15 protein-coding genes are annotated in these 18896 nt (G+C 32.6%); 1 reads left to right on the top strand and 14 read right to left on the bottom strand.

All coding sequences use genetic code 11. The annotated features are described in order from the left end of the window. The 12 genes from CLORY_RS08380 to CLORY_RS08325 form a co-directional block, all read right to left on the bottom strand. Nucleotides 1-1746 (bottom strand): methyl-accepting chemotaxis protein, encoded by a 1746-nt coding sequence (locus CLORY_RS08380; protein WP_079423215.1) that lies wholly within the window; start codon nucleotides 1744-1746, stop codon nucleotides 1-3. 231 nt (nucleotides 1747-1977) lie between these two features. Beyond that, nucleotides 1978-2949, bottom strand: coding sequence for a LacI family DNA-binding transcriptional regulator (locus tag CLORY_RS08375; RefSeq protein ID WP_079423213.1), 972 nt, complete (start codon nucleotides 2947-2949; stop codon nucleotides 1978-1980). Nucleotides 2950-3056: 107 nt separating this feature from the next. Next, the gene (gene gtfA / locus CLORY_RS08370) at nucleotides 3057-4520 is read right to left on the bottom strand and encodes a sucrose phosphorylase (protein WP_079423211.1); all 1464 of its coding nucleotides are present in this window, start codon (nucleotides 4518-4520) and stop codon (nucleotides 3057-3059) included. Between the two features lie 20 nt (nucleotides 4521-4540). Continuing rightward, nucleotides 4541-5500, bottom strand: a complete 960-nt coding sequence (locus CLORY_RS08365; RefSeq protein WP_079423209.1) for a carbohydrate kinase family protein — start codon at nucleotides 5498-5500, stop codon at nucleotides 4541-4543. 36 nt (nucleotides 5501-5536) lie between these two features. Further along, nucleotides 5537-7210, bottom strand: coding sequence for a glycoside hydrolase family 13 protein (locus CLORY_RS08360; protein WP_079423207.1), 1674 nt, complete (start codon nucleotides 7208-7210; stop codon nucleotides 5537-5539). 46 nt (nucleotides 7211-7256) lie between these two features. Next, entirely contained in the window at nucleotides 7257-8084 is an 828-nt protein-coding gene (locus tag CLORY_RS08355; RefSeq protein WP_079423205.1) for a carbohydrate ABC transporter permease, read from the bottom strand. Nucleotide 8085: 1 nt separating this feature from the next. After that, nucleotides 8086-8970 carry a carbohydrate ABC transporter permease gene (locus tag CLORY_RS08350; RefSeq protein ID WP_079423203.1) on the bottom strand — a complete coding sequence of 295 codons (885 nt, stop codon included), beginning with the start codon at nucleotides 8968-8970 and terminating at the stop codon, nucleotides 8086-8088. A gap of 89 nt (nucleotides 8971-9059) precedes the next feature. Next, nucleotides 9060-10367: an ABC transporter substrate-binding protein gene (locus CLORY_RS08345; RefSeq protein ID WP_079423201.1), complete on the bottom strand. Its 1308-nt coding sequence runs from the start codon at nucleotides 10365-10367 to the stop codon at nucleotides 9060-9062. 258 nt (nucleotides 10368-10625) lie between these two features. Beyond that, nucleotides 10626-11597 (bottom strand): carbohydrate kinase family protein, encoded by a 972-nt coding sequence (locus CLORY_RS08340; protein ID WP_079423199.1) that lies wholly within the window; start codon nucleotides 11595-11597, stop codon nucleotides 10626-10628. A 56-nt stretch (nucleotides 11598-11653) separates the two neighbouring features. Further along, nucleotides 11654-13261: a glycoside hydrolase family 172 protein gene (locus CLORY_RS08335; protein ID WP_079423197.1), complete on the bottom strand. Its 1608-nt coding sequence runs from the start codon at nucleotides 13259-13261 to the stop codon at nucleotides 11654-11656. A 45-nt stretch (nucleotides 13262-13306) separates the two neighbouring features. After that, the gene (locus CLORY_RS08330; protein ID WP_242954375.1) at nucleotides 13307-14797 is read right to left on the bottom strand and encodes a glycoside hydrolase family 32 protein; all 1491 of its coding nucleotides are present in this window, start codon (nucleotides 14795-14797) and stop codon (nucleotides 13307-13309) included. Between the two features lie 190 nt (nucleotides 14798-14987). Next, on the bottom strand, nucleotides 14988-15971 hold the full coding sequence (locus tag CLORY_RS08325; protein ID WP_242954377.1) for a LacI family DNA-binding transcriptional regulator: 984 nt from the start codon (nucleotides 15969-15971) through the stop codon (nucleotides 14988-14990). A 380-nt stretch (nucleotides 15972-16351) separates the two neighbouring features. Here CLORY_RS08325 and CLORY_RS08320 point away from each other — a divergent pair, with 380 nt between their 5' ends. Further along, nucleotides 16352-16687, top strand: coding sequence for a hypothetical protein (locus CLORY_RS08320; RefSeq protein WP_079423191.1), 336 nt, complete (start codon nucleotides 16352-16354; stop codon nucleotides 16685-16687). 141 nt (nucleotides 16688-16828) lie between these two features. Here the strand turns inward: CLORY_RS08320 and CLORY_RS08315 are convergent, their stop codons facing one another. Next, complete coding sequence (locus CLORY_RS08315; protein ID WP_079423189.1) at nucleotides 16829-17074, bottom strand: hypothetical protein; 246 nt, start codon at nucleotides 17072-17074, stop codon at nucleotides 16829-16831. 147 nt (nucleotides 17075-17221) lie between these two features. Beyond that, nucleotides 17222-18667 carry a hypothetical protein gene (locus tag CLORY_RS08310; RefSeq protein ID WP_079423187.1) on the bottom strand — a complete coding sequence of 482 codons (1446 nt, stop codon included), beginning with the start codon at nucleotides 18665-18667 and terminating at the stop codon, nucleotides 17222-17224. Between the last annotated feature and the right edge of the window lie 229 nt (nucleotides 18668-18896).

The raw sequence follows: 18896 nt of genomic DNA, 5'->3' as shown, positions 1-18896 counted from the left end.
TTATTCCACTTTTTTAAATTTATTAACCTCATTGTTCAGCTTTTTGACAATCTCAAGGTTATTAGCAGCCTCATCTGTAATGCTTGAAATTGATGTTAACAATGTGTTTGTATCTTCACTAGAATGAATAACAAAATTTACACTTTCATCAATTGCCTGTGAAATCTCTTGGATTCCATTAGTTATATTCGTTGCAATGCTTCTTAAGTCGGATGATTCTGAGCTGAAACGAGTGAGCATTTCATTCATCACATCTGCATCCTGTTTGTAACTGTTAGCTACCTCTACAAATCCATCGTAATCAGGCAGCACCTTTTCTGTTATATAGGACATAATTTCATTAGAATTTCCTACAAGCTCTTCTACAGCACCTAAGACCAATTTGCTGATATTTTGAATATCATTTGCCGTCTTCTGAGTACTCTCAGCTAATTTTCGTATTTGGTCGGCAACGACAGCAAAACCTTTTCCCGCCTCCCCTGCTCTTGCAGCTTCTATGGAAGCATTTAGGGCCAGCATATTAGTTTCGTTAGAGATACTTAAAATATTTGCAGTAAGTTCACTGATTCTTCCAACAGAACGGCTGCTCTCTATTGAAGCAGTCATAGATTTTTCAATGTTTTGAAGAACGCCCTGTGTCTGAACTTTACTCTGATTAGATTGAGTTCGGATTCTTTCAGCACGGTGGGCTATATTTCCTACATGCTCAGAATTTGATTCTGCTGAATCTGCAATGATATTAGCAGATGAAAGAACTTCCTGTGTACCATTTCCAATTGTCTGTAAAGTACTGCTGATTTCTTCCATGCTTGCCGAAAGCTCAGTTAACGCATTTGATACGCTGGATGTAGAATCTTTACTTTCCGATATATGTTTGCTTATGACTTCCGTAGATTTATTGATGGTATTTGAACCAGATTTTATTGAAATCATCGCATGTTGCAGCGTTTCTAAAAAGCGATTTATACCTTTTGCCATCTGCCCGACTTCATCCTCGGATTTGATGTTAATGCGTGCAGTTAAATCACCGTCATCTTTTTCAAGCTTTCGGATTATTTCACGCAGACTGCTGTTTACCTTTTTCAAAGGAATAATTATTGTCTTCATAGAAATATAGAAAGCTAAGGCAGCAGATATTATGAATATAATTGCCATAACCCAGATAATGACTGTTGACCTGTCAACCCTTGAATGTACAAGTCCAACCTCATGACCGATTCTGCCATTTAATATCTTTTGAAAATCGCTTTCCGATTTCATCATTGAGTTTGATAAAGTCTCATAATCTTTGTTTTGCTGCTCAGCAGACGTAATGTTGCCGCTTTTAATATTCTCTGCTATGGCTTCTGCCTGCTTCAGTAAGGTCTTGATATTAGACTTATATGGTGCATAAGCATCATGAAGAGTGCTGTTCATTGCTTTGCTAGAAAATTTATCGCAAATAGCTTCAATTTTATTGTTGCTAGAAGCTGCTTGCTTCACTGAATGTTGAATTGTCTGTGAAACCTGTTCTGCAGTGCTGCTTTTATCGCCTAAGATGTATGTCTTAATCGACAAATGAATCTGATCCATATCATTCTTTAGCTTTACCTGCTCGGCTTCAAGACTGACAAAAGAATCAGAAATCAAACTAGCCGATAGATGTACCTGAGAATTTGTTACTCCACTTAGTACTGTGTTTAATGTGAAAATAAAGGTTAAAAAAATAAGAATAAACAAAATACGATACACTATAGATTTACGCATAAATACTATCTCCCATAATTTACATAATATATTAATTTCGTCTATAATATAACATATTAGTATTATTAATATCCATAAACAAAAAGTTTACATAGCAAACAATATATTTAATCCAATATTTTCCTAATGTTACATAAATCCCTTCTTTACACCTAGCTGTAAAGAAAAAACAGTGAGCTTAATATAGTCTAAGCTCACTGCTTTTGATATTTTCGGTAAAATAATAAGTTATTACGTTGTTTTTCTTTCAACGAGGCTTATAGGCAAAATACTTTCTGTATTAACTGGCTTACCATCTATTATTTCTAGTAAGATCTTTAATGACATTTTTCCAATTTCTTCTATGGGTTGTTTTATTGTAGTCAGTGGCGGAACAATCATAGACGCTAAGCTGATATCGTCATATCCAACTATTTTTAAATCCTTTGGTACTTCTTTACCCAGCTTATTAGTAACATGTATTATTGAAGCTGCTATCATATCACTGCTGGCAAAGATTCCATCAATATCTGAATGCTCAGAAAAAAGACTATACGCAAGTTTTTCGTAACTTTCAAATATATCTAATTTTGCTTGCTTTATAACATATTCAACATTTCTCTCAGTGGCTACATCTATGAACGCCTGATATCTTTTGTTGGCTGGTGTATTAATTTCCAAAGGACCGCTTATATGTGCTAACTTTTTACATCCTTTATCAATTAAAAGATTGGTTGCTAAAACGCCTCCATTGTAGTTATCTGAAGTAACATAAGGAACACCATTAGATAAATTTCTATCTAATGCTACTATCGGCAAATCCGAGGTTATATAGTCTGACGTCTCAACAGTATGACTACCCATTATTATTCCATCAACCTGGTTCCTTTTCAGCATAGCTACATAATCTTTTTCCTTATCACTATTCTGATAGGAATTACATACGAGAACTTTATAGCCTTCCTCATACGCATAATATTCTATATAATTTGTTAACTCTGCAAAAAACGGGTGTGATACATTAGGAACTATTACTCCGATTATGTTTGATTTCCTTCTATGTAAGGAACGTGCTATCTCATTTGGCTGATAGTTAAGTTCTTCCATAGCTGCATGTACTTTTTTTCTTGTTGCATCACTAATATATCCTCTGTTATTTAACACTCTCGAAACAGTCGTAACAGTTATTCCCGCCAATTTAGCTACATCTTTTATCGTTGCCATTTTAATCATCCTCTGACTAACCTTATATTTATTATGCCAATTGATTATATTATATGATACTGCCCTTGTCCAGTTATATTATACAATTAAATCTAAAAGATGTAAATTTATAAAGAATAGTTAATTTTTTTACCATTTTCATCTATATATTCAATTATTGATTTATTTGTAATAAGGTTTACGTTTAGCTGACAACATTTATCCTCTTTCTGCCAGAACAATTTTAATTCATTATCATTAGAATCCATTACTTTAAAGTCTCCATCGAAGGCTTCATATTTATTTCTAAATCTCATTAATTTTAACAATCTCTGTACAACCTGTGTATTAACAGCTTCTTCAATTTCATCCAAAGTATAATTATGACGGTTATTTCCTCTACCATCACCAGTCGCTTTCAGCATTTCGTCATCATTTTCACCAGCTAAAGCTCCTACATAATATACTTGAGGTATTCCTGGAGTAAAGAATTGAATTGCTCTCGAAGCAATATAAGCATCATCATCTTTATTTAACAGAGAATAATAAGTTCCGTTTATTTGATGAACATCAAAACCGTCCTTATCCTTGTGTTCTTCTGATAAAATACGACTGAGATTCGCTCCTCTTTCAACAGACTCATTTACTATCTTTCTTGCTACGCTTGTATCTATAAGTCCATCAACGTCCGGTTTAACTGGGACTCCATCGTGACAGTCAAGAGTTGTAAACTGATTTTTCGGTCTGTTACTCAGGTATTTCTTAATACTTTTACTGGATTTATTTGATAGTGCTTCTAGTACTGTGTAGGGAAGAATAAAATCATATATCCAGAATCCATGTTCTGCCAATCTGTATTGAATTTCATAATATGCATGTACTTCAGGCAGCAATTCAATTCCGTAAGAATTAGCAATATCTTTAATCCAATTCATAAATTCATATATATCAGGTTCTACGAAGAAACAGCTTGTGCCTAATTTTTTTATAACATATCCAACAGCATCAAGTCTGACTATCTTAACATTATTTTCACTGAATTTCTTAAAGAAATCTGAAAATAGCTCTTTGAAAATCTTAGACTTAACATCTAAATCTATTTGTTCTGAAGCCTCTGATTTTCCAAAGGTAGTCCAAACTTTTTCCTGTTTTCCTGCTATTTCGAAAGTAGAATATGGTTTTTTTCTTCTTAAGAACATCTTATCGATATCTTCTTGTTTAGGTTCTCCATTTTCCCAATATTTATCAAGAGTTATAAACAGATCTGCATATTTTGATTGTCTTCCCTTTTGAAGAAAGTCTTGAAAATATTCTGATTGCCTGGAAATATGATTAACCATAACATCTAATACTACATCAAATTTTTCTCCTATAGATTTCACATCATCCCAAGTTCCAAACTCATCATTTATCTTCATATAGGTGAGCGGTGCAAAACCCCTATCGCCTGAGGAAGGAAAAGGAGGCAGAATGTGAACGCCGCCTTCAAATACATCAGCGAAATATTTATTCAAAACATTATTAAGGCTCTTTAAATCACCCCCAAGGGAATCAGGATAAGTTATAAGCTGTACCTTATTTTTTAGTGCCATTTTTATATCCTCCACAAATTTTATATTTCGTATAGTCTGCTTATTTCTTCAAGCTTCGGTAAATCAACTACTGCACCGGTATATTTTAATTTGAAGGCGCAAACTGCAAAACCTAGCTTTAAAGCATCAATAAGCTTGTATCCTTTTACAACTGCACTATAAAATCCAGACCAGAAAGCATCGCCAGCTCCAGTGGTATCTACGACTTCCTTTGCTAAAGTGCTGAATTCAATTTTTTCAGTTCCGTTTGATACTATAGCTCCATCTTTTCCAAGCGTCATAATTACTAGCTTAGCACCTAATTTTAAAAACTTGTCCATTTGATTTTCAGGTGTATCTTTTCCAAAAATCCTCTCAGCATCATCCTCAGATGGCTTAATAATATCTGTATATTTAATTATTGATTTTACGTATTCAACTCCATCTTTTCCTTTTTCCCACAGCATCGGATGGTAATTAGGGTCAAAACTAATTAGAACATTATTAGCTTGACATACACTGATTGCTTTTTCTAAAGTACTTCTTGAAGGTTCCATTGAAATGGGCCAACAAGAAAAATGAAATATTTTTGATTCCTTTATTGTATTCTCAATTTTAAGAGAATAATTCAAATGATAATCTGCTTGTCTATAAAATATAGGAACTGGTGTGCCTGTACTTTTAGTTATTAAAACCATGCTGGTTGAATAATCATCTGCTCTATTAATGCAACTTGTATCAATATTAAGTCTTTCTAAATTTGATACAAGAAATTTTCCTAAGCCATCTTTTCCTACTGACGAAACTATTATAGGATTAATTCCTAATTTTTTTGTATTCATAGCTATGTTGGCCGGTGAACCTCCAAAGAATCTATTAAAGGTATTACAGTTAAAATCGTCACCATAATCCTCTGATATCATGTCAATAAGCATTTCCCCAAAAGTTAAAACATCATTCTTTCTCTCCTGCAATAATACTTTGTCATTAAATTTAAACATTACATTTCCTCCATTGCCAAAAACGAAATTTCAAGGCTAGTTTATTAAAACAATACATTCGTAAGGTCTTAATTTAAGCTGCTTTTCGCTTTTATATTCTCTATTATAATTGCTTATTAAAGTTTTAAATTTCAAATGATTTATGTTTTCAGGGAAATCAAATACTGATTCATTTTTTGTGAAATTACATATAACTATCAGCTTTTTATCTTCTAAAGTCCTAGTGTAAGCATATATTTCCTGATGATCTTCAAGTAACAAATCGTAATTTCCATATACTACAATATCATTTTCTTTTCGTATTTGTATAAGCTTTTTATAATAATTTAATATGGAATTATCATCTTCAATCTGGTTTTCTACATTTATGCTCTTATAGTTTGGATTTACGTTAATCCATGGGGTGCCAGTAGTAAAACCTGCTTCATTTTCCCCGTTCCATTGCATTGGAGTACGTGCATTATCTCTTGAAAAATTATAAATATACTCCATATAATCTTCATGCTTCATTTTCTTAATAAGTACTTCATCTTTGTAACCATTAAATACACTGATATCTCTATAGTCATTTAAATTATCAAATTTTACATTAGTCATACCTATCTCTTCACCTTGATAAATATATGGTGTCCCCTGCTGCATGTGAAGACATGTTGCCAGCATCTTCGCTGACTTTTCCCAATATTCTTTATCATTTCCGAACCTAGATACTACTCTTGGCTGATCATGATTGTTCCAGTAAAGACTGTTCCAACCCTTACTCTCTAATCCTTTTTGCCATTTAGTGAAGGTTTTCTTTAAATCAACTAAATCTAATGGTTTCTTAGTAAGATGCTCAAAATCTCTATCTATATCCATTAGTTCAAACTGAAATACCATATTCAGTTCTTCCCTATTCTCACCCACGTACTGTTCAGCTATTTCAGGCGTTACATTGGGTGTTTCACCAACGGTCATAACATCGTAATGACTGAGTACATTTTTATTTAATTCCTTTAAATACTCATGTATTCTAGGTCCGTTCATAACATTTGGAGATAAATCTCCGTAAAGTTTTCCTTCTGGTTTAGGACCGTTAGGAAACTCTTGGTTTTTGGATATCATATTTATAACGTCCATTCTAAAACCGTCTATACCTTTATCCAACCACCATTTTACAATAGCCTGTACTTCTTTCCTGACATTTGGATTTTCCCAATTAAGATCTGGCTGTTTTTTTGAAAAGCAGTGTAAATAATACATTTGAGTTTCTTCATCAAATTCCCAGGTTGAACCTCCAAAGGACGCTCCCCAGTTGTTAGGTTCATGTCCATCTTTAGCTTCTTTCCATATATAATAATCTCTATATATATTGTCTTTTGACTTTCTGCTTTCAATAAACCACTGATGCTCGTCTGATGTATGGTTGACAACTAGATCCATCAAAAGTTTCATGCCTCTTTTATGGATTTCCTTTAGCATTAAATCAAAATCTTCTATAGTTCCAAACTCGTCCATAATCTGTCTGTAATCGCTTATATCGTACCCGTTATCATCATTAGGTGATTTGTATATTGGACACAGCCATATAACATCTATTCCTAGATTTTTTATATAATCAAGCTTCTGAACTATTCCATTTATATCTCCGATTCCATCTCCGTTTGAATCCATAAAGCTCCTGGGGTATATCTGATAAACGGTGCTTTCCTTCCACCAAGATCTTTTCAAGTTAACCATCTCCTTTTATATAAAGCCGTCTTCAAGCATATTCTTATTATTTTATAGATCCCTGTAATACTCCATTGATTATATGTTTCTGAGTAAATAGATAGAATAATATTACTGGTAATATTGTAAGTATTAAACCTGCCATAGCTAGACCATAATCAACTGTATAGGTTCCGTAAAAATAGTAAGTTGAAAGCGGCAAAGTTCTTTGATCTGGCTTAATTAGAACCAAGGATGGAAGTAAGAAATCGTTCCATATCCAAAGAACATCTAATATAGTTATAGTCATAGTTATTGGTTTCAGTAATGGAAATACAATCTTTGCAAAGGTTTGGATTGTTGTACATCCATCTATCATAGCTGCTTCTTCCAGTTCAACCGGAATACTCTTAATAAAGCCGTGATACATAAACACCGCAAGAGATGCACCAAAACCAACATACATATAAATAAGTCCCCACTTGCTATTTAAAAGGCCAACAGCTCCGTATATTTTTACTAAAGGTATCATTATACCCTGGAAAGGAATTATCATTGATGCTACAAACACATAGAACATGATTTGATTTATCTTCCATTTCTTTCTAACAAGAATGTAGGCTGTCATAGAAGATAATATAACGATTAAAATAACACTAAAGATAGTAATAACTATTGAATTTATAAATGCGTGAGAGTAATCCATTTTTTCAAATGCATTTCTGAAATTATCCAAACTATAACTCTTAGGCAATTTCAGTGGATTCATAATAATCTGCACTCTATCTTTAAAAGAATTTATTAATACCAATATGAAAGGTACAACATATAATATAAGTAATATAGCCATAACTACTATTTTAATAGCATTTAAAATTCTTTTTGTCCTCTTCATTTTATGCTTCCACCTCCATCTTTTTACTGAAATAAACTTGAACTAAAGTGACAGCAGCTACCATTAAGAATAGGAAAAATGCTTGAGCCTGACCTACTCCATAATTTTGTGATAAGAAAGCTTTATTATATACTGTCATTGATATCAACTGTGTACTACCGAATGGTCCTCCCTTTGTAAGAGACAAATTCACGTCATAAACCATGAATGTTCTTTGTAAAGATAAAAATGTACAAACAGTAAAGGATGGTATCATCATAGGTAAGATTACATTTATCATTCTTCTGAAAACGCTTGCTCCATCTATGCTTGCAGCTTCTATGATATCCTTAGGTACATTCATGAAACCAGCAATATATATAATCATCATATATCCTGAGTACTGCCAAACTCCTACTATTACTATAGCCCAAAACGCTTTATTAGGATCAGAAAGCCAGGAAGCAGATAAAGCATCTATATGGAAGCTCTTTCCTAGGTAAACTAAAACATTGCTGAAAACGAATTGCCATATAAATCCAAGTAATACTCCACCTATAAGATTAGGTGTGAAAAAACCGCTTCTGAAGAAACTTTGTCCTTTCATTCCGCTAGTTAAGATAAATGCAAGTAGAAAAGCAACTACATTAGTGAGTATTACTGTAAAAAACACATACTTAATTGTAAGTAAAAATGAAGTCCAAAAAGCCTTATCATTAAATACAGAAAGATAATTCTTTCCTCCAACAAATGAGTGGTGTGAGGATATTCCATTCCAATCAGTAAAAGTTAAGTATATTCCAAATATAAAAGGTAATAGTATTACGGTTACAAATATAAAAGTTGTAGGTCCGGCAAATATTAGATATGTTTTTAATTTATCTAAAAAACATTTTTCATGTTGCATATTTAACCTTCTTTCCATATTTCATTATTTTATATTTACTAACGGATAAGTAAAACTACTTATCCGTTAGTATTATTATGCATCAGTTATTATTTTCCTACATTTTTCCAATAGTTTTGAATTTCTTTAGCAAGTTCTGCTCTATCTATTTTGCTTGCTAAATATTTCTGCATAGATACTCCAACTTTTGACCAATGGTCAGATGGTGTAGTAGTAATAAATTGAATAGTCTTTCCATCTTTAATGTACTGTTTAATAGATTTAGCTAATGCACTAGATGGTTCTAAAGTTATGTTCTTAAATGCTGGTATTATATTAGATTTGTTAACTAAGAAATCTTGTCCATTTTTATCGTAAACAATCCAGTTAAGGAATTTTTCAGCAGCAGCCTTTTGTGCTTTAGTACTAGTTGTGTTATCTACACCAATGTATTTAGTAACGCCGGCTGGTATGCCTGAATTTCCGTAATCAGAAGCATTATTACTTACTGGTACAGGTATAAATCCGAAATTGTCATTATCTCCTGCAAATTGTTTTATTTGAGGCCATGCCCAGTTTCCGTTAAACCAGAATGCAACTTTTCCAGTTCCTACTTGCTGTTGATTGTTTTCATATGTTGCTGATAGCGGGTCTTTTTTATCTATGTTATATTTTTTCATAACATCAAAAGTATCAATCAAACCGTTAAATGGCTTATTTTTAGTTAAATCAACTTTTCCAGCCTTTAACTGATCGAAAAATTCATTAACCTTTGCAGGGTCATTGGATTGATCAGCATAAGCTATTGATAGAAAATGTCCTGCAAGAGACCAGTCTGCTGAACATATTGCCAAAGCTTCTGAGCCCTTAGCTTTTATCTTGTCAAAAGCACTCTTTAAATCATTGAGAGTTTTTATAGAAGCAGGATCTACACCAGCTTTGTCTAAGATTGTTTTGTTATAGATAAATCCTGCACCTTCAATAGTAAATGGGAAAGCTGGTACCTTACCATCGCTTGTCTTAATTGTGTCCAAACTATTATCTACTGTATCTGCAATCCATTTTTGTTTTGATAAATCTTCAAATTTATCATTAAGCTTTATTATATCTGTTGGATCCAGCATTGCTAAAGTAGGTGCATTACCAGAAGCATACATTGCAGATATCTTTTCAAATGGTGATTGACCATTACCAGTTACTACTACATCTAATTTAATATTAGGATTAGTCTTTTTGAATTCTTTTGCAGCATCCTCTAACTGAGATTGAATTTCCCCTTTTGAATTTAGCATTGTTATTTTTACTTCTTTTGATTTAGTACCGCTACTGCTTCCGCCACTTTTGCTGCTGCAGCCAGCTAATACACCACTAATTAATACTACTGTTGCTACTAATGATAATACTTTTTTACTCTTCATAATTTCCCCTCCATTTAATATATTTATTCTCTTCAACGAATGTTGAAAACATTTACGTTACAATATCATTATAAACGATTGACATACTTAATGTCAATCGTTTAACATATAAAAAATTATAATTTTTTATCTTTTTATTACGTTTACATATGTATACTTGCACAATATCAATCGTTTAATATGTGAAATATAATTCATGTTAGTTTATACACAAAAGGCAGCGAATCATCGTTAACTTTTTGATTCACTGCCTTTGGGTTAATAATCCGATATCAATTTTATTATTTCGTCTTTAGACGGCATAGATCTTATTGCTCCTCTTCTCGTTGTTATAATTGAAGATGCCGCATTGGCAAACGTAAGCATTTCTGTAAGTTTGGTTTCATTTAAATCTGTTATACCGTGTTCTAATACATAGTTCAAAATGCACCCGCAAAAAGTATCTCCAGCTCCAGTTGTTTCTATAGTTTTCTTTTGTATGAAGGCTTCTCTTTCAACAGCTATATTTCTATAAAAGGCCTTACTTCCTAATTTGCCTCTTGTAACTAATATTAATTGGACGTTATAATTCTTTTTAATAAAATCTACTCCCTGCTCTATATCCTTACAGCCTGTAATAAATTCTAACTCCTCATCAGCAATTTTTAAGATATCACACTGGCTCACTCCGTATAATATTCTTTCCTTTGCTTCATCTAATGATTTCCAAAGCGGTGGACGTAAATTTGGATCAAATGATATCAATAACTTATTATCTTTGGCAATTTTAACAGCCTTTTCGGTAGCTTTCCTTACTCCGTCATCTGTCATGGATAATGAACCAAAATGAAATATTTTTGCTTGCTTTAACGCTTCTTCATTGACTTCAGATTCGTTAAGCATCATATCTGCACCAGGTTTTCTATAGAACGAAAAGCTTCTATCTCCATCAGGAGCGGTGTGAACAAAAGCTAAAGTTGTATTTATTTCATTATCAATAATTAAGTTTTCCGTTCCTATGCCTATATCTTCGAGAGTCTTCTTAAGTAAAAAACCAAATTGATCATTTCCCACTTTTCCTATAAAAGAAGTTTTCTTTCCTAGATTGTGAAGCATGGATAAAACATTGCAAGGAGCTCCCCCAGGATTTGCTTCAAACAATTTATTTCCCTGTTCGGTTATGCCATTCACTGTAAAATCTATAAGTAATTCTCCTAGTGCCGCCACATCTATTTTCCTATCGCTAATCATATCGGTTACTATCCTCCTATTAAACATAAATCTATTTTATCGTTAAAAGTTCTATGCTACATATTAGTTTCTGTCTTATCATATAAGTCTTCTTCTCCAGGCATTTGATACCAATAACAGGTCGCAGCATACAAGCATCTATTCGTTTTCTCCCAAACATCATCTTTATATTTTTCAATAAAGCCTTCAAAAGATGAGTTAAAAGGTATATTGTCACAAATATGAAACCTGCTTACTGATGTATGCCCATTTCCGTCAATTGGTGTAAATGGTTGACAGGCAAAAGCGCTATCAAACATTGAAAAAGGAGGTTCAGCAGCCCAAGCATATCCTATATAATCTTCGCTTCCTGTACCGAAGGTTGAAGGAAACTTTTCACCATCTACAAAAAACTTTTCGTCTCCTTCACCCCACCACCAATCTATGGTTTTTCTATCCCAACGTCCATACCACCAGGACTCTGGTTTTTCTGCAGGTTTTTCCCATGTATTTAACACGTGAAGATGTACACCACAAAAACGTCCCTTGCCTTTTGTAAGCAGCAGAGGCCAATCTGGCCATTTATCTCCGCCTTCAGCATATCTTTTTTTATCAAGATAAAGGAAATCATTTTTATGCCATTTTGCATGAAAACGCATTAAACTATCTGCTGGCTTGTCAAGAGCCTGAAACACTATCTCTATTGGCAAGTTTACATCCTTATCTCCTTCGTTCTGTATTTCTAGTAATACCCCTTCTCCAAAAGGCATATACCAATAACAGTAAAATAATTCCTCTGACATTCCAATAGGAAGAGAACGATATGGATTAATTCCAGGAGCGCTTCCAAAGAAATCTCCCAATGGCGCCCACACTGCTGGTTTAGCATCATTATCCCATTTTATAGATATTGTAAGATCTCTAAGGACTTTAGCAATATCTATTCCTTTTTCAAAATTAGGTTTTACCTTTATAGAAGCAATTGCTCCGCTTCCTTTTTTATCGCAAATGACCGTTTTGCTGCCAGCTTTAACATTATATACACCATTTACAGTACAGTCACCTTGTTTTTTCTGATACGGATATCTTCCTCGCTGCTGTAAAATTCTATCTGCTTCAGCTAAAGCTATAGTAGTATTATTATCAAATCTTCCGTTATAAGACGGAAGCACAGTATCCTCAGGAAATTTTGAATAAGTTATATGATAATAATTTCCCCATCCTTCTTCTAAAAGTATTTTACAGTTTTTTTGAAATGCTATTGGAATATACGAATTTCTTCCTCTCGATAATATTGGCGTAAGATTAGGAAAATTTATAGGACATCCTTCTCCGTTAAATTTTTCAAAATAATCCTTAAAAAGCTGATCTAGAACAAGTTCCTCATCTATATATATTTTTATGTGTCCTTGATCTGGATAAGCTGACCATACACGCCAAATAACGCCAGGGCCGTCAGCTTCAAAAGCTACTATGCTTGTGCCTTCTTTTCTTATATAGCCGCTTCCGTCGTCATTTGCTCCCCAATTTTCATACATATCTGTTTCTTCATTATATACTGAAGAACGATCATAGCTTGAAAAATTACCAGATGTCTCCCCATCCACAGGCGGAACTGCTAGTGCCTCCAAATCATATAATCTTTTTATTAATTGTTCATAACTTAATACATACTTGTTATCCATAATGATATGTCTCCTCTCTCACTCCACATATTTATAAAAGTATTTTTATAATACTATTTTCCATTTGTTAAGTTCATTAATTAATACTTCTCCGTCACTGAAAAATTCTATATTCCTTGAAGCCGACTTAGGATATACTGTCGATGTAATAACCTTCTCGCCGTCTTGAATAAATATTTCTACTGAAATTCTGTCAACAAAAATTCTAAGTTTTAGTTTATTCTCTATCAGATTTATACCTACTTTTCTTACATATTTTATATCCTCATCAGCTTTACTATCAGATATGTCTACCCCACTTTTAGAGCGATCAAATACAAATTTAGCTTTTTCTTTGTCATAATACATAATAGTTTCTTGCTGCTCACCCTTTAGTATTTTAAGTCCAAAGATATTTGCTTCCAAAAAATCTATTTTCATGTCTAATTCAATATTTTGGCCTTCAATTTCCTTTAGGCTAAGTGAGTTTTCAAAAGATATATCACTATATTTTACTAAATTTGTTCTGTACTTTTTAATCTCTTCTACTGGAATTTGATATAACTTATTATTGATTACTCTCAATTCTCTTGGAAGTGTCATGGCACCTGCCCATCCATGATTTTCCTCGTTAGTAGGTATTCTTCTCTCCCACATTTGAATCCACGCAATCATAATTTGCCTACCATTATCATCTTGCAGCGTTTGCGGAGCATAAAAATCAAATCCTCCATCTATTTCATCAATAGCTGAAGTTGTATAATTGCAGGTTTCTATATCGCCTTTTCCAAGAATATATACACAGGAATGTGTATTGCAATATTTGTCTCCCTGCCTTTTAATATATTGCGGAGAAATAATTACTACATCCGTATCTCCAATCTTAAACAAATCAGGACACTCCCACATTTCGCCGAGTTTGTTTTCACTTTTTAGGAGTACCCCCAAATAGGTCCAATCAGATAAATTATTTGACTTATATACTAGCAATTGACCGCTGCCATCTGTATTTCTTGAAGCAATTATGGCATAAAAACTATCGCCTTTTCTTAAAACTTTAGGATCCCTAAAATCCTGCGGTAATGCATTTGATGGCAAATCCTTTGTATCTATCACAGGATTATTTATAAACTTAGTAAATTCTATACCATCATCAGATACAGCTATATTTTGAAGCTGCCTTATATTTTCGGGTTTATCAGGATTAGGACTAATATTTCCTGTATACATCAAATATAACTTTCCGTCGATTTCAATGGCTGTGCCTGAAAAACAGCCATCGGCATCATAATTCATGTCTGGTGCTAAAGCCACAGGCAAGTAATCCCATTTTATCAAATCCTTACTCTTAGCATGTCCCCAGTGCATAGATCCCCAATAGCTTCCATAGGGGTAGTACTGATAAAAAAGATGATATTCTCCGTTATAATATGAAAATCCATTTGGATCATTTATCCATCCTATTTCTGACATGAAATGATACTTCAGTCTATACTCCTGGTTTATTTTATTTTTATTTTCTTTTATGTATTCTCGTGCTTTTGAAAGTTTATCCATTATAATCCTCCTCTTAGTAATTATCTTCCATAAACTAAATTTAGTTTTCTTCTTCTGAAGCATATTCTGCTAGTTTACTTATCACAACGATTACAAGAAAACAGCAGTAAATTATACACGAGTATGGTTTGTGAATACTAGAATTCGTATTCACAAATACAACTTCTATAAAAATTCATTTTACAGTAAGCTAATACTCTATCGACTTTAAACTAGACTCCCTAATAACCAGTCTTGGTTCTAAAACTATATGCCGCTCCTTTTCCTCATCCACCTCATTTATTTTATCCATTAAAATTTCAACAGCTCTTGTTCCAATCTCATCTATAAGCTGGGCTACACTGCTTATGCTTGGACTTACTTCTTTTGATATATATATATTATCAAATCCTACTAATGCCGCTTTGTCAGGTATCTTTACTTTCAAGTCCTTTAAAATATGAAGTACCATTAAAGCTTCGATATCATTGTGTGCAAAAATACCAATACCCCTATCACTGAAGCTTCCAAGCAAAAGTTCTTTTAACCCGTCTGAAATATGCTTTTTTTCTTTATTGATTAAAACATAATCATTATCTATATCAAAACCTGAATTCTTTATTTCTTCTTTAAAGCCTATTTCTTTATCATCACCTTCATAACCTATAAAAGTAAATTTTGAATACCCCATATCTATAAAGTGTCTTGCTACTTTTTTACCCCCAGAAATATGAGACATTGATACGCAGCTAAAGCCGTCAACATCCTGAGTAATAACAACTATAGGCGTACTGCTGTTTGCTAGACTCTTAAAATGTTTATCCTTTGCGTTGCTTGGAACTATTAATATACCATCTACTTTATAGCTTTTCAGTATATTTATATATTTCTTCTCTTTTTCTGTATCCCCATCTGTATTGAACAATATAATACTATAGCCATAATTTGACGTCTCATTTTCAACTGCTTTAATTACATCTGAGAAGAAGGGATTCGAAATATCTGTAATTATAACCCCAATAAGTAAAGTTCTATTTCCAACTAGGCTTTGAGCAATAATGTTAGGCTGATAATCTAGCTTACGAATCCATTGCATTACCCTTGCTTTTATTTCAGGATTCACAGAAGTATTACCGCTTATTACTCTAGAAACTGTAGCTTGTGATACTCCTGCCATTTTGGCAATATCTTTCATTGTGACCAATTTAACATCATCCTCTATTCAAGAATACGTATTCTGATTTATAAGTTATATATTATCATCGGTAATATGTTTTGTCAACGATTCCAATGCCTCAATATCTTATATTGCATTAAAATCAATACTTGAAAATTTTTAAGCAGTTGTTAATTCAAGGTCTTTGCCTCAATACTGCCACAGAATTGTAGTTATTCCATTCGATAAATATATTGTAAGCTTTTTATACGCATCAGAAAGTTTACATGATAAATATTTTGTTAAGCAATATTAATTATACCTATAAATCTATTCAGTATCATTAAATTCCGGTATTTCCTAGCTACTGGTGCTTAATAAAATATTTATCTATATTTTTAAGAAAGGAACGTGATATTATGGATATTTCTTCTATTTCATCATCAGCTTCAGGTTATTCTGTAGGCAACAATGAAATATCACAACTAGAAAGCCAAAAAGCTACTTTGGAAGGAGAACTTCAGCAAGCTGGACAAAATAGCGGCAGCAGCAAAAGTACAATTCAAGCGAAAATATCTCAGATAGAAGCTAAAATTCAGCAGTTAAAAGCTAAGAGTACCAGAAGTGCACAAAAAATTTCAAATAGATATGAAACTACTGCCGCAGCTACAGGTGGTGATTCATCAAAGACTACTATGAATACTAAAATGGCTGTAGACACTCTAAGAGGTACAAGCATTGATAAATCCGTATAATTCTTATTAGTTTAATAAACGCTCTGATTCAAAACTTTTTCTGATTATAAAAATAAAAGTTGCAGCCTAGTCGACTGTTTTAGTTAAAGATTTAAATGACCTTTAACCAGTTTTCAGCCGATTCAGGTTACAACATTTCAATTACCTCTTACTCATTTCCAATCTTTTAATGCTTTTTACATCAAAAGGCTTTCCTCGTGTATATGCTGTGTCTTCATCTTTCCTTATTGTTCCTGTTACTTCAACTTCACAATCTATTGATTCATTAAGGTCTGTAATATCACCGAATAAAACATAAATTTCATTTCCTGACTTGAGTTCATAATGTAGTATATCTGTCTGGTTGGCTTTTACTATTCCTCTTAATGTAACCATTTCACTCTTCATTTTATCACCCCAAGTTATTATATTAATTATTAGCTAATGCTTTAATTGCATACTTTCTATTTAATTTTCCCTGAAGATAATAATTCTATGCAAAAAGTAAAAGTAGAAATTCAGCTCTGCTGAATTTCTACTTTTACTTTACTCTTATTAATATAAATAGCCGTAAGTCTTAGGAGATACCATCGCAAAACCAAAAGCGTCCTTATATTGACCTTTATGCTTTGATTTTTTCGATATGTTTCTGATATGAAGTACTTTTCCTTTATAATCGCCAGCCTGATTGTCACATACATAAGCTTCAGTGTAGTTTCCTTTTTTTACCCAACCCATAAATATATAAGCATGTGTTGGCTTTCCATTGCCGCCCCAAGGATCTTTAGTGAAGCAAATACTTCCAGGAGTCAATTTTTTATAGTTAGTTACCTTCTTCCATCCCATCCTTCTTAATTTACTTGCAAATTTATTCGTGACACAGGTTGATGTTGGAATCCTTACTCCAACTTCTCTTAGTGCCTGAGAACTAAAATACACGCAAGAGTTATGAGCACTGCCATAATGAAGTGCCTTAGCTCTGGCAAAAGTTTTATTTCTTGCTCTAAGGCTGCTTAAATGAGAAAAAACTTTTAAATTTGTAGTACTTATTTTTGTTACACTTGTAGGTTTTACTACCTTTGAAGTTGTAATCTTAACTCCATTATCTGTTACAGCCACTTTTCCTTTAAGCTTTATAATAAAACTCTTATACTTGCTTGCTGATTTAGCTAATGTATATTTGCCTATCTTTAAGTTGTTACTTACAAAGCCTGTAGCCTTTACACTTTTGTAATGAATTTTATATGTAAGTTTATATTTTGATGAGTAAACCTCATTTAATTTTGTTGTACTGTTATTTCTTAGATCTTTTTTATATTTTTGTTTTCCTGTAATAGTAACATATCTTTTATTGTAAGTTTTATATTTTTTTGCAATTGAACTGCTGTTAAAGAAAACCTTATATTGCTTGTCCCCAACTTGCACATAACTATTATTAGCTGTTATTTTTACTCTTCCTTTTAGTGTTACAGATTTATAAGAATAGTCGTAAGGACTTCCTTCCTTAATATTTATAATCTGCTGTTCCGGTATAACTATAGTTCTAGTACCATTATCAAACTGATACTTAGTCTGCTCTACTATAAAATCACAGTATTTATTAACATAGTCATTTAAATCCACCTTACTTGTTACTTCTATATTTTTGCTGTCATGCTGGTAATAATATTTATCATCGATGGATATTATTTTTACGTTTGTATACGAGCTACTTACAGAAATTTTAGACGACTCTTCTTTAACGAGGCTGTCTGTTTCTACACTATCGTTTGTTTGTCCTGAAGACGGAAAACTTACTACTTCTCCAACTAATGTGCTAATATCCTCAGTACCCTTATAATCAAGTTTATATTCTTTTGTGTCTGTGATGAGGAAATATTCAGAATTTCTATTTATTAAAACTCCATACATTTTTTCATCAGCTTTTACTGTTAGTGGTACTACTGCTATCATAAATAAAACAAGAAAAATAATTGCGATTTTAGATTTTACTAACTTCATTAATTTCACTCCCTTAAAATATTTCTCATCTAATAAAAACTCTGCCTATCATCATTCCCTTCATGTCCAAAACACAATAATTTTGGTAATTTATTTATATTTATGTTAAAATTGTTACATTTTTAATGCAACTTTATATAATATTATAACGTATATATATATTGTCTCCAATTTTGCTGACACCTCATTCTCGGAGATAAATTCCAAAATAGTTAATAATACTATGATT

The sequence above is a fragment of the Clostridium oryzae genome (assembly GCF_002029235.1).
Taxonomy (GTDB): Bacteria; Bacillota; Clostridia; order Clostridiales; family Clostridiaceae; genus Clostridium_AE; species Clostridium_AE oryzae.
Note: the sequence above shows the minus strand (reverse complement) of the source record. Positions and strands in the feature narration are given on the sequence as shown.